Below are 12,217 nucleotides of genomic sequence, written 5' to 3'. Positions count from 1 at the left end.
CCGGGCTAGCGTTCGATCCAGGCGTTCTTGAAGCCGTCGCTGAGGCCGATCCCGGTGGTGATCAGGTCATGCACGTTGCAGCGATAGAGGGTCGGGAACCCCAGTTCCATCAGCCAGGCCACCGGCACGTCGGCGTAGAGGATCGCCTGGATCCGGTCGTACATCGCCTGGCGCTTGGCGGGATCGTTCTCCACCGCCGCCTCGGCGAACAGCTTGTCGACCTCGGGGTTGCGGTAGCCCTCGACGTTGTTCCACGGCGAGCCCTTGGCGATGTTGCTGGAGATGTAGGTGCGCGAGATGCCCAGCGCCGGATCGCCGTACTGGAAGAGATAGGTGAAGGCGATGTCGTAGTCCCACTGGGCGAGCTTCTGGTTCCAGCCGGCGACATCGGTGGACTCGGTCTCGACCTTGATGCCCACGCTCTCCAGGTTCTGGCGCACCGCTTCGCTCCAGCGGGTCCAGGTCTCGCCGTAGGGCAGCGGCAGCAGGCGCACCGGCGTGCCGTCGTAGCCCATCTCGGCGAGCAGCGCCCGCGCCTTGTCGGGATCGTGCGGATAACCCTCGATGCTCTCGTCGTGCGCCGCCAGGTTGGTCGAGAAGGGCCCGCTGGCGACCTTGCCCAGGCCGTTCCACAGCACGTCCTTGGCGAAGTCGCGGTCCATGGCGTACATCACCGCCTGACGGAAGCGCGGGTCGGCGGTGGGCCCTTCGCGGTCGTTGAGCCACAGCATGGCGAAGGGGTTGAAGTACTCGTTGCCCTTTTCGGTGATGCAGCTGTTGTCGAGCCCCGACAGCCGCGGGATGTCGAAGTTTTCCACCGAACCCGGCGGCAGCACCTCGAGGGTGCCGTTCTCGTAGGCCGCCGCCCGCGAGGCGGCATCGGGGATCACGTGCCAGAGGATGCGATCCAGGTAGGGCTTGCCGGGCTCGTAGTAGTCGGGGTTCTTATCCAGCTCGATCACTGAGCCGCGATCCCATCGGGTGAATTCGAACGGACCGGTGCCGATCGGATGGTTGTTGGCGGGATTGGTGCGGAAGTCGGTCCCGGCATAGATGTGCTTGGGCACCATCGGCATGGTGCCGACCTCGAAGGCCTGGATGAAGGGCGCGAAGGGCTGCTCGAGAGTGAACACCACGGTGTCGTCGTCGGGGGCCTCGATGCTCGCCACGTGTTCGAGAATCGCCCGGGTACGCGGGTTGGTCTCGCGCAGGAAGACATCGGCCGAGAACACCACGTCGGCGGCGGTGAAGGGCTCGCCGTCGTGCCACTTGACGCCGTGGTGCAGATGGAAGGTATAGACCCGGCCGTCGTCGCTGATCTCCCAGGACTCGGCCAGTTGCGGCATGGGCTCGAGGTCGGTGTCGTAGCGCAGCAGGCTCTCGTAGATGTTGCCGGCCACCCGCTGGGTCGGGGCATTCTGGATCAGGCCCAGCATCAGGCCCGGCGGTTCGGGCTGGATGGCGACATCGATGGTGCCGCCGGGCTGCGGGGCCGTGTCGGCGCTCGCCGCCGTCATCAGGCCGCTCGACAGGCATAGCACGGCGAGACCGCCGCGAAGGAAGGTGGTCGTTCGCATGATGAACCCCTCATCTGTTGATGTTGTTGGTAAGGGTTGCTGCTTCGGGTTGTACTTATCGTGATTGACGGGCCGGGCCTCGCGTCAGGTGTCGAAGTCGGGCTGGATACGCCGCAGAAGGCGCAGGTAGGCGTCCCATTCGGGATCACGCTCGGTCGCGCCGTGGTCGGCATCCCACCCCTCGTACTGGCGGGCGGTATGCTCGGCCAGGGCATCCGACGGGCGGCGTATCGGCATGCCGGTGGCCATCGCCGCCAGCTGGGCCTGGCAACTGCGCTCCAGGTTGTACATGCGGCGGAAGGCTTCGCCCACCGTGCGCCCGCAGACCAGCATGCCGTGGTTGCGCAGTACCATCACCGGCTTGTCGCCGAGATCCGCCACCAGCCGCTCGCGCTCGGTCAGGTCCAGCGCGATACCCTCGTAGTCGTGGTAGGCGGTACGCCCGTGGAACTCCATCGCCCACTGGTTGAGCGGCAACAGCCCTTCCTCCAGGCAGGAGACGGCAACGCCGGCCACCGTGTGGGTATGCAGCACGCAGTGGACATCCGGGCGTGCGGCATGAATCGCGCTGTGGATGGTGAACCCCGCCTTGTTGATGCCCGCACCGTCGGGGTCGTCGACCACGTGGCCGTCGAGATCGACGCTGACCAGGTTGGAGGCGGTGACCTCCTCGAAGCGGTAGCCGTAGGGGTTGATCAGGAAATGCTCGCCGTCACCGTCGGCACGGGCGGAGATGTGCGTGTAGATGCTGTCATCGAGCCCGAAGTGGGCGATCAGTCGATAGGCGGCGGCCAGATCGCGACGGGCGGAGGCGTGCCGGGACGTCGCAGGGGCCTCGGTAACCGTATCCATCGGAAGTCTCCTGACGCTGGCGAGGGATCGGCGGATTATCCGCGTGCCGCTCTCGCCGGGGGTTGAGGAAGCCATCCTGAATCAACCTATCAGCTGAACCACAAACTGTCGACACTCGACAGTCGACCTGAAACGCGTTTTCGGGGATAGTGGCGACGACGGTTCGATCCCCTCTTCCGGCCCAACCAGCGAGATGCCATGACCGCCCAAACCCGGAACTTTGCCGCGATCCAGCAGCGCGACCTGGTCAATCAGATCGCCGACCAGCTCACCGAAGCCCTGCTCAAGGGGGATTTCCGACCCGGCACCCACCTGGCCGAGGCACAACTGGCCCGCGACTTCGGCGTCAGCCGCGCCCCGGTGCGCGAGGCGGCGCGACTGCTGGAGAGCCGTGGCATGCTGGTGTCCCAGCCGCGTCGCGGTTTCTTCGTGCGCACCTTCAACGCCGACGAGCTGAACGACGTCTACGACCTGCGGCTGTGCCTCGAACGCCACGCCATTCGCCTGCTGGCCGGCCAGTTGACGGCCTCGATGGAAGCCGAGCTCAGCGCCCAGCTCGAGACCATGCGCCGGGTCGCCCAGGAGGGCACCGCGGTACAGCAGATCGAGGCGGATGTCGCGTTTCACCGTCGGCTGTGCGAATTCAGCGGCAACCGCCGGCTGCTCAAGGTATTCGACGAGCTGTGCCACGAGATGCGCTTCTGCATCCTGCTGATCGGCCAGCTCTACGACGATCCGGCGCGGGTCGCCGAGACCCACCAGCCGATCATCGAGGCCCTGCGCACCCGCCGCGCCGAGGCCTGCGAATCGGCCATCGACTATCACATCGGCATCGCCCAGCAGCGCGTGACGGAGATGTTCCGACGTCAGGAGACGGGGGCATCGTGACCCCCGGACAGCGGCGAGTCGTGCCATGAGGCGCTGGGGCACCTCGGAGTAGACCTGGATCAGGTCACGCTGCCGTGGAGCTTGCTAGACTGGTGGTTTCGCCACCGATCGAGCCGACGAATGCCCCAGGACCTGCCCATCGAGCGCATCATGCAGACCGGCCTGCTGTGCTGCTCGCCCCGCACCCCGTTGTGCGAAGCCGCCGCCCGCATGGCCGAACGCTGCTGCAGTTCGGTGCTGGTCATGGAAGGCGATGCGGTCGTGGGAATCTGGACCGAACACGACAGCCTGCAGGTGGACTTCGACGAGCCCGGCGCCGTGCGCGTGCCCATCGCCCAGGTCATGAGCTACCCGGTGGTCAGCCTGCCGCCGTCGACGCCGATCGGCGAGGCGGCGATGCGCTTCGCCGCCGAGAATCGCCGCCACTTCCTGGTCGCCGACGCCGATGGCCGGCCGCTAGGCATCGTGTCGCAGTCCGACGTGGTGCTCAATCAGGGGCTGGAACCCTACCTGCGCCTGCGCGAGGTGCGGGCCGCCATGCGCCCGGAGCCGGTGATCCTCGATGGCGGCCTGTCGCTGCGCGACACGGCGAGCACGATGCAGGCCGCCACCTGCGATGCCGTGGTGGTGCGTTGCGGCGATACCCTGGGCATTCTCACCGAGCGCGACCTGGTCCGCTTCGTGGCCCGCCACCCGGGGAACACGGCGATCCGCGAGCTGGCCAGCCGCCCGCTGATGAGCGTGCGCGCCGACGACATGCTGATTCATGCCCGGGATCTGCTGATCGGCCATCACGTGCGCCACCTGGTGGTCCTCGACGAGGATGGCGCCGTGGTCGGCCTGCTGGGCTTCGGCGACATGCTGGCCGGCGCCGAGCAGCTCTACCTCGCCGACCTGCGCGACGCGCTGGAAAAGCGCGACCAGGCCCTCGCCCAGTCGCGCCGCAACCTGCAGCTCGCCGAACGGGTCATCGACTCGTCGCTGGAAGGCATCATCATCACCGACGCCCGCACGCGCATCGAATTCGTCAATCCGGCCTTCACCCACATGACCGGTTACTCGCTCGAGGAAGCCCTCGGCCGCACCCCCGCCATGCTCTCCTCGGGGCGGCACGATGCCACCTTCTATCGCCACATGTGGGACGACCTGCAGGCGCGGGGCTCCTGGCGCGGCGAGATCTGGAACCGGCGCAAGAGCGGCCAGCTCTATCTGGAACTGCTGACCATCACCGCGATACGCGACGACGATGGCCAGATCACGCATTTCGCGGCGCTGTTCAACGACATCACCCACCTGCGCGAGAACGAGGAGCGCGTGCGCCGCCTGGCCTACTACGACGCCCTGACCCAGTTGCCCAACCGGCGGCTGCTCGAGGACCGCCTGTCGCTGGCCATTCGTCACGCCCACCGGCAGACCCAGCGTCTGGCGGTCATCTTCATCGACCTGGACCACTTCAAGCAGGTCAACGACTCGCTGGGCCACGCCGCCGGCGACGAACTGCTGATGCAGGTCGCCCGCCGGCTGAGCGCGCACCTGCGCGAGGACGACAGCCTGGCGCGGCTGGGCGGCGACGAGTTCATCGCCCTGCTGCCCGAGATCGAGACCCCCGAGGAAGCCGCCTGCGTGGCGCGCCGGCTGATCGAGGCGATTCGCGCGCCGTTTCGTTTCGGCAATCGCGAATTCCGGGTCGGCTGCAGCCTGGGCATCAGCCTCTATCCCGACGACGACACCAGCGTCGAAGGGCTCTTGCACCATGCCGATGCCGCCATGTACCGGGCCAAGCAGGAAGGCCGCAACACCTATCGCCTGTTCCGGGCCGACATGCACGCCCACGACGATCGCCGCCTGGCGCTGGAGAGCGCGCTGCGCGAGACCCTGGAAACCGGCGCGGGGCTCGACGTGCACTACCAGCCGCTGTTCGACCGCGACACCGGCCGGCTGTGCAGCGCCGAGGCGCTGATGCGCTGGCGACACCCGGCATTCGGCGACCTCTCGCCGACCGAGTTCATCCCGCTGGCCGAACGCTCCGGGCTGATTCTGCCCCTCGGCGAATACCTGTTGCACCGGGTGGTCGAGCAGTTGCGCATCTGGCGCAGCACCGGCTTCGATCCGGTGCCGGTGGCCGTCAACCTCTCCGCCCGCCAGTTCTGGCAACGCGATCTCGTCGACTGGGTGTGCGCCGAGCTCGAGGCGCAGGAGGTGCCCGCCGAGCTGCTCGGCTTCGAACTCACCGAGAGCACCCTGTTCGACAAGCAGCAGCAGGCCAGCCAGATACTCCGGGAGCTGCGCGAACTGGGCTGTACCGTCGCCATCGATGACTTCGGCACCGGCTACTCTTCGCTGAGCTATTTGCAGGAGCTGCCGATCAGCACGCTCAAGATCGACCGTCGCTTCATCCAGTCATTGACCGACGGCGGCCGGGGCGGCCAGGCAATCCTCGCCGCGGTGACCGGGCTGGCCAGCGAACTCGGTCTGCAGGTGGTCGCCGAGGGCGTCGAGACCCAGGCCCAGTTGATCGCCCTGGAACGCTTTCCGGTACATCGCATCCAGGGCTTTCTGACCGGCCATCCGGTCGCCGCCGACACCTTCGCCGACAACTGGCTGATCGGCCGCTAGCCGACGTTTCGTCAAACCCTCAGAGGGTGTTTACAAATTAGGCGAGCGAAGACAAGACAAGGCAAAATCGGCCGAAAAAGCGGAGTTTACACGGGGTAAATGAGCATTTTGAGGCCGATTTTAACGCTGTATTGTCGAGCGCAGGCATTTTGCAAACACCCTCTCAGGCCCAGGACGTCGACATCTCGCGCCCTTCCTCCAGCGACGGCAGCGCGGCGACCCCGTCGTCCGGGGCGCCGCCGGCCGTCTCGCCCTCGTTCAGCTTGAAGCTGGCGATCATCGTCGCCAGACGCTGCGACTCCGTTTCCAGCGAGGCGGCCGCCGAACTGGTCTGCTGCACCAGGGCGGCGTTCTGCTGGGTGACCGAGTCCATCTCGGTGACCGCGGTATTGATCTGGCCGATCCCCGATTCCTGCTCCCCGGCCGCCATCGACAACTCGTCCAGCATCCGCGAAACGTGCTCGATCGAGCCGACCACCTCGCGAATCTTCTCGCCGCTGCGTCCCGTCTGGCGCGAGCCGGTGGCGATCCGGTCGGTAACCTTTTCGATCATGGCGCGGATCTCCTGCGAGGACTCGGCGGTCCGCGTCGCCAGCGTGCGCACCTCGCTGGCCACCACGGCGAAGCCGCGCCCGTCCTCGCCGGCCCGCGCCGCCTCCACCGAGGCGTTGAGGGCGAGGATGTTGGTCTGGAAGGCGATCGAGTCGATGACCTCGATGATCTCGCCGATCTGCTGGGAACTGGTCTCGATCTCCGCCATCAACGCCACGGTCTGCTCGACCTCCCGGGTACCGGTCTCGGCCTGATCGTTGGCCTCGCTGGAAAGCGCGTTGGCCTTCTGCGACGTGTCGGTGTTCTGGCTGACCAGCGACGAGATCTGTTCCATGCTGGCGGCCGTTTCCTGCAGGGCGGAGGCCTGCTGTTCGGTCCGCGACGACAGGTCCTGACTGCCGCTGGCGATCTGGGCCGCGCCGGTGGCGACGCTGTCGCTGCTCGCCCGCAGCGAGCCGACCAGGGTACGCAGGCGCTGCTGCATGTCCTGCATCGCCGAGAACAGCTGGCCGATCTCGTTACGCCCGTGCGAGGGAATCGTCGCGACGAGATCGCCGTCGGCGATCCGCTCGCAATGCGTGACCGCCTCGCGCAGCGGCGCGACGATCCGTCGCGAGACCCCACGCAGGACCAGCGCGACGATCCCCAGGGCCAGCAGCAGCAGGCCGATGCCGACCCCGTTGCTCAGCGTGGCGAACCGGGCATCCTCCATGATCAGCGTGTCGCCGCGCTCTTCGGCATAATGCACGAAGTCGTCCACCGCACCGGCGAACGCTGTGTAGCCGGCGAGAAAGCCCGCCCGTTCATCGGTCAGAGCACTGGCGTCGCCGGCGCGAATCGCGGCCAGGAAATCGGCGCTCATGGCCTGAGCGTAGGCGTCGACGATCGCCTCGACGTAGGGCAGGCGCTGGCTGTCCGGGGGCAGATCGACGTTGCGGAACTGCTCGAAACGATCGGCCGCCTGGGCGAAGGAATCCTGGGCGGCGGTGAGTTCCCGCGCGGCCTGGTCGTTCATGTCGCGGCGCCGGAACTCGTCGAACTTGAGAACATGGCTCTGCCCCTCGGCCATGTTGACCTGAGCGCGATTCAGGGTATTGACCTGTTCGACGTTGATCTCGGCCAGTTCCGACAGGCTGGCGCTGCTCACCGAATGCGAATAGAAGCCCAGTCCACTGACCGCGGCGAGCATGAAGACCAGAACCCCAAAGGCGATGAAAAGCCCCTGCTTGACCGATAGGTTTGCCATCCCGGCACCTCGTTTGTCGTGTGTGCTTTATTGTCTCTCATCACACTTTGGATCGGCGAAGAGGCGCGGATCTTTAACGCCTTTCGACGTCACTCGAACACCGTCCCGGAATCGACGAGGTCTTAAAATCAACGAATGCTAATTGAATAATTATTGATAGATGAGGGAAGGTTAGCCGACCAACACAACGTGCCGATAGGCCGAGTCATCGGCGAAATTCTCCGACGAAAAGCACGGCAATGGCATGTCGCCCAGCCGGCCATTATCGTCACCAAGGGAGTAGAAAAAGATGTCAGGGGGCCGCCAATGACGGCCCACGAATGCCTGACCAGGCAGGGAATGACAATTCATGCGGGACGCCGCGGGCGGGCCATTCATTCCCGCCGTGGCACCCTCAGGTGCTGGGACGCGCCTTGATCGCCACCCGGCGCTCGTGGAGGGCGATCGCCACGCCACTGGCGATGATCACCCCGGCGCCGACGAAGACCCAGACATCGGGCACCTCGCCCCACAACCACCAGCCGAGCAACACCGCCCAGACCATCGCCGTGTAGTCGAAGGGCGCGGCGAGCGCCGCCGGGGCGTAACGAAACGCCAGGGTGATGCAGGACACCGCCCCCACCCCCAGCACGCCGGAGCACACGAACCCCAGCCAGTGGATACCCTGGGGCGTGCGCCAGACCCCGGGCAGCAACAGCGCGCTGACCACCAGCGGCACCAGGGTGGCGTAGAAGACCATCGCCCAGAGCCGCTCCTTGCCGCCATAGCGGCGCGCGGTGATCATCATCAGCGCATAGCACACCGCCGCGCCGACCACGATCAGCGCCCCCCACTGAAAGCCCGACGCCCCGGGACGCACCACGATCAGCACTCCGGCGAAGCCCACCAGCGAGGCCGCGAAGGGCACCGCCTCGACCCGCTCCTTGAGTAGCGGGCCGGAGAGCAGGGTCACGAACAGCGGCGCGGCGAAGGCGATCGCCGTGGTCTCGGCCAGCGGCAGCAGGGTCAGCCCGGTGACGAAGCAGAACATGGTGCCGGCGAAGATCAGTCCGCGCAGCAGGTGCACGCCGGGCCGGCGCGTCTTCAGTGCCGCCCAGCCGCCGTTGAGGCGGGCCAGCAGGGCGATCAGCGGCAGCGAAATCAGGGTGCGGAAGAAGATGATCTGGATCGGGTCGTAACTGGCGCCCAGCCACTTGGACACCGCATCCCCCAGCGCCAGGCACAAGACACCGGCACACATGATCAGGATCCCCAGCAGCGACGACGACATGCCCACCTCCAAAGACGCACGATGGCCGCGACGCGAGCGTCGCAGCCATCGACAATGAACCGGACCGGTTTACCCACCGGCCTTCGAGCATAGCCGAAAGCCCGACGCACCGCGATGGTGCAAGTCGGATCGCGGCGTTGGCGGGTCGGAAACGACAACGCCCGATCGAGACGACCGGGCGCGGAAGTGGCAGGCGAGACTGTCAGGGGTCGCGGCGGAACGCCGCCACGCTTTTCGAGCGAGCGGCGAACGACCGCGCTCAACCGAACTTTTCGTTCTCGCCCATATCGGGCACGCTGCCCTGCTTGACGTTGGCCTTGGCGATCTCGTAGAGCTGGAACACCTTGCTTTCGCGGGCCTTCCAGTGCTCGCCGAACTTGACCTTGATCTCCATCAGCGTCAGGTCCGGGTCGTCCTTGCCGTCGGGGAACCAGGCGGCGACGAACGGGTTCCAGTACTTGTCGATCAGCTCGCGGTCGTCGTTGAGCCGGGCGGTGCCGGACAGCGAGACGTAGACCCCCTCCTCCTGGTCGGAGAAGGTGATGCAGACGTCCTGATCGTCCCGGGTCTCGAAGACCTTCTCGGCACTGCGCCGGGTGTAGAACCACAGGGTGCCGTCGTAGGCATCCTGCACCAGATGCATGGGCCGCGCTCGTGGCATGGGGCCATCGAGGGTCACCAGCATCCCGACCTTGATGTCTTCGATCAGCTTCCAGATCTTCTGCTTGTGTTCCGGGCTCGACATACAGCGTTCCTCCTTGTCGCGGGTGGACCGTCGATCCGAAACGCGACGGCCCCTGGGCATCCTGCAGGGTGCAGCCTAGTCAGGGAGCGGCCGACCGGGCAAGCTCGCGACCCCCCGACCGGCTAGAACTCGTCCCACTCGGACTCCCGCTGACCGGCGGCAGCGGGTCGCGGCTCGTGGCGCACAACGGCGGCTTGCCGCTGCGGGGCGGTCGCTGACGGATCGCCCTCGGGCAGCGCCTGCCACTGTGCATCGTCATCGATCCGGAAGCGGCCGATGATGTCCGTCAGGCGCCGGGACTCGTCGCGCAGCGTGCCGGCCGCGGTACTGGTCTGCTCCACCAGCGTGGCATTCTGCTGGGTCACCGAATCCATCTGGGTGACCGCCGCGCCGATCTGCTCGACCCCGGCGTCCTGCTCACGGGCGGACATCGCCAGTTCATCGATCAGCTCGGCGACCCGACGGATCGAGGCCACCACCTCATGGATCTGCTCGCCGCTGCGTCCGGCCTGCGCGGAGCCCGAGGCGATGGTCTGCGAGACCTGCTCGATCATGTCGCGGATCTCGCGCGAGGACTCGGCGGTGCGGGTCGCCAGGGTCCGTACCTCGCTGGCGACCACCGCGAAGCCACGGCCGTTCTCGCCGGCTCGGGCGGCCTCGACCGAGGCGTTCAGGGCCAGGATGTTGGTCTGGAAGGCGATCGAATCGATGACCTCGATGATCTCGCCGATCTGCTTCGAGCGCGACTCGATCTCCTGCATCAGCGCCACCGTCTGTTCCACTTCACCGGCGCCCCGTTCGGCCTGGTCGGCGGCGGTCCCCGAGAGCTGATTGGCCTGTTCGGCGGTCTGGGCGTTCTGGCGTACCGTGGACGAGATCTCCTCCATGCTCGAGGCGGTCTCCTGCAGCGCCGAGGCCTGCTGTTCGGTACGCGACGACAGATCCTCGCTGCCGGCGGCGATTTCCTCGCCTCCTCGGGCGACGGCGTTGCTGCTCGTCTTGAGCCTGCCGACCAGCCGCTTGAGCCCGCCTTGCATGGCGGCCATCGCCGTGTAGAGCTGGCCGATCTCGTTGTCGCCCTGCGCGCGGATATCGCCGGTGAGGTCACCCTCGGCGATGCGCTCGCAGTGGTCGACCGCCTCGCTCAGCGGCGTCACCAGCCAGCGCTTGACGCCCAGCACGATCACCACGAAGAGGCCGATCGCCAGCCCCAGCAGGAGCAAACCCAGCAGGTTGGCCAGCGTCGCGAAACTCGCGTCCTCGGCAATCAGGTCGTTGCCTCGCTGTTCGGCGAAGTGCACGAAGTCGTCGACGGCATCGGCGAACTCGGCATAGCTTTCGAGAAAGGCGTCGTCGTTGGCGAGCAGGGCCTGGGCATCGCCGCTGGCCAGGGCGTCGAGGAAGGGCTGGTTGATCGCCTGATGATAGGCGTCGGTGACGGCCTCCACGTACGGCCGACGTTCGCTGTCGGCGGGCAGGTCGACACCCTCGAACTGAGCGAAGCGCTCGGTGGCCTGACCGAAGGCGCTTTGCGCCTTCGCCAGCCAGGTCTGCGCCTCGTCCGGCATGCCGCGCTGCTGGGCGTTCTCGAACTTGACCAGCCGCGTCTGTCCCTGGGACAGATTGACCTGGGTGCGATTGAGCGTGTTGACCTGCTCGACGTTGAGTTCGGCCAGTTCGTGCAGCCCGCGGCTACTCACCTCGTGGGCGTAGTAACCGAGACCGCCGATCAGGACCATCATCAGGGCCATCAGGCCGAAGGCCGTGAAGAGTCCCTGCTTTACTGAAATATTGCGCATGGGTCGTTGTCTCCCTCGCCATCCTGGCGGATGCACGAATCGGATGAGTGGAGTACCGATACATGGAAAGCGGTATCGGCCAGGGTTTCAAAAACTTTAACAAGTGTTGTACAACAGTTTTATTCTTGTCGGAAAGGAGTTGTCATGTCAGCACTTCCGGGACGCCGTCAGGGCGTCGGTCTGCTGGGCTGGTTCGCCCTGTGCTTCGTGGCGGCCGGCATCGGCGCGCTGGCCTCGGTGGACGCCGCCGCCTTCTACGCCAGACTGGCGCAACCGGCCTGGGCGCCACCCGCGGCAGTCTTCGGCCCGGTCTGGACCACGCTCTATGCGCTGATGGCGATCGCCGCCTGGCTGGTCTGGCGCCGCGCCGGGTGGCGTGACGCCCACCGCGCGCTGTCGCTGTTCGTGATCCAGCTGGCGGTCAACGCCTTGTGGAGCTGGTTGTTCTTCGTCTGGCACCTGGGGGCTCCCGCTTTCGTCGGTACGCTCGCGCTGTGGGGGTTGATCGCGGCGACGCTGATCGCCTTCTGGCGCAAGAGCCGCCTGGCCGGCGTATTGCTGGTGCCCTACCTCGCCTGGGTGAGCCTGGCCACCGCGCTGACCTGGGCCGTCTGGCAGGCCAACCCGGGACTGCTGGGCCTTGCCTGAAAGGCGAAAACGGGCCGCAATCGC

At 66.6% G+C, this 12,217-nt stretch carries 9 protein-coding genes; 3 read left to right on the top strand and 6 right to left on the bottom strand.

The genetic code is table 11. The features are described from left to right. Nucleotides 1-5: 5 nt before the first annotated feature. Nucleotides 6-1,577 (bottom strand): ABC transporter substrate-binding protein, encoded by a 1,572-nt coding sequence (locus tag D0901_RS18050; RefSeq protein ID WP_129141694.1) that lies wholly within the window; start codon nucleotides 1,575-1,577, stop codon nucleotides 6-8. A gap of 84 nt (nucleotides 1,578-1,661) precedes the next feature. After that, the gene (locus tag D0901_RS18045; RefSeq protein WP_129141693.1) at nucleotides 1,662-2,429 is read right to left on the bottom strand and encodes a class II aldolase/adducin family protein; all 768 of its coding nucleotides are present in this window, start codon (nucleotides 2,427-2,429) and stop codon (nucleotides 1,662-1,664) included. A 198-nt stretch (nucleotides 2,430-2,627) separates the two neighbouring features. On the opposite strand from D0901_RS18045, the gene D0901_RS18040 reads away from it, so the two are divergent. Both D0901_RS18040 and D0901_RS18035 read left to right on the top strand, forming a co-directional pair. Continuing rightward, on the top strand, nucleotides 2,628-3,317 hold the full coding sequence (locus D0901_RS18040) for a GntR family transcriptional regulator (protein ID WP_129141692.1): 690 nt from the start codon (nucleotides 2,628-2,630) through the stop codon (nucleotides 3,315-3,317). A gap of 120 nt (nucleotides 3,318-3,437) precedes the next feature. After that, complete coding sequence (locus D0901_RS18035; RefSeq protein WP_129141691.1) at nucleotides 3,438-5,933, top strand: EAL domain-containing protein; 2,496 nt, start codon at nucleotides 3,438-3,440, stop codon at nucleotides 5,931-5,933. 163 nt (nucleotides 5,934-6,096) lie between these two features. On the opposite strand, the gene D0901_RS18030 is transcribed toward D0901_RS18035, so the two are convergent. The 4 genes from D0901_RS18030 to D0901_RS18015 all read right to left on the bottom strand — a co-directional run bounded on the left by D0901_RS18030 (nucleotide 6,097) and on the right by D0901_RS18015 (nucleotide 11,545). Then, nucleotides 6,097-7,731, bottom strand: a complete 1,635-nt coding sequence (locus D0901_RS18030) for a methyl-accepting chemotaxis protein (protein ID WP_129141690.1) — start codon at nucleotides 7,729-7,731, stop codon at nucleotides 6,097-6,099. A gap of 394 nt (nucleotides 7,732-8,125) precedes the next feature. Beyond that, a complete protein-coding gene (locus tag D0901_RS18025) occupies nucleotides 8,126-9,001 on the bottom strand; it encodes a DMT family transporter (RefSeq protein WP_129141689.1) in 876 nt (291 codons plus the stop codon). A 259-nt stretch (nucleotides 9,002-9,260) separates the two neighbouring features. Continuing rightward, the gene (locus tag D0901_RS18020) at nucleotides 9,261-9,746 is read right to left on the bottom strand and encodes a pyridoxamine 5'-phosphate oxidase family protein (RefSeq protein ID WP_129141688.1); all 486 of its coding nucleotides are present in this window, start codon (nucleotides 9,744-9,746) and stop codon (nucleotides 9,261-9,263) included. 122 nt (nucleotides 9,747-9,868) lie between these two features. Next, nucleotides 9,869-11,545 (bottom strand): methyl-accepting chemotaxis protein, encoded by a 1,677-nt coding sequence (locus tag D0901_RS18015; protein ID WP_129141687.1) that lies wholly within the window; start codon nucleotides 11,543-11,545, stop codon nucleotides 9,869-9,871. 144 nt (nucleotides 11,546-11,689) lie between these two features. On the opposite strand from D0901_RS18015, the gene D0901_RS18010 reads away from it, so the two are divergent. After that, nucleotides 11,690-12,193, top strand: coding sequence for a TspO/MBR family protein (locus tag D0901_RS18010; protein WP_129141686.1), 504 nt, complete (start codon nucleotides 11,690-11,692; stop codon nucleotides 12,191-12,193). Nucleotides 12,194-12,217 lie beyond the last annotated feature (24 nt).

The organism is Modicisalibacter coralii, assembly GCF_004117855.1.
In the GTDB taxonomy this organism is placed as follows: domain Bacteria; phylum Pseudomonadota; class Gammaproteobacteria; order Pseudomonadales; family Halomonadaceae; genus Modicisalibacter; species Modicisalibacter coralii.
This window is presented reverse-complemented; position numbering and strand designations above follow the sequence as displayed.

Coding starts and splice junctions, on each gene's coding strand:
- D0901_RS18040 (WP_129141692.1), top strand. CDS start 2,628: ATGACCGCCCAAACCCGGAACTTTGCCGCGATCCAGCAGCGCGACCTG.
- D0901_RS18010 (WP_129141686.1), top strand. CDS start 11,690: ATGTCAGCACTTCCGGGACGCCGTCAGGGCGTCGGTCTGCTGGGCTGG.
- D0901_RS18030 (WP_129141690.1), bottom strand. CDS start 7,731: ATGGCAAACCTATCGGTCAAGCAGGGGCTTTTCATCGCCTTTGGGGTT.
- D0901_RS18020 (WP_129141688.1), bottom strand. CDS start 9,746: ATGTCGAGCCCGGAACACAAGCAGAAGATCTGGAAGCTGATCGAAGAC.
- D0901_RS18035 (WP_129141691.1), top strand. CDS start 3,438: ATGCCCCAGGACCTGCCCATCGAGCGCATCATGCAGACCGGCCTGCTG.
- D0901_RS18025 (WP_129141689.1), bottom strand. CDS start 9,001: ATGTCGTCGTCGCTGCTGGGGATCCTGATCATGTGTGCCGGTGTCTTG.
- D0901_RS18045 (WP_129141693.1), bottom strand. CDS start 2,429: ATGGATACGGTTACCGAGGCCCCTGCGACGTCCCGGCACGCCTCCGCC.
- D0901_RS18050 (WP_129141694.1), bottom strand. CDS start 1,577: ATGCGAACGACCACCTTCCTTCGCGGCGGTCTCGCCGTGCTATGCCTG.
- D0901_RS18015 (WP_129141687.1), bottom strand. CDS start 11,545: ATGCGCAATATTTCAGTAAAGCAGGGACTCTTCACGGCCTTCGGCCTG.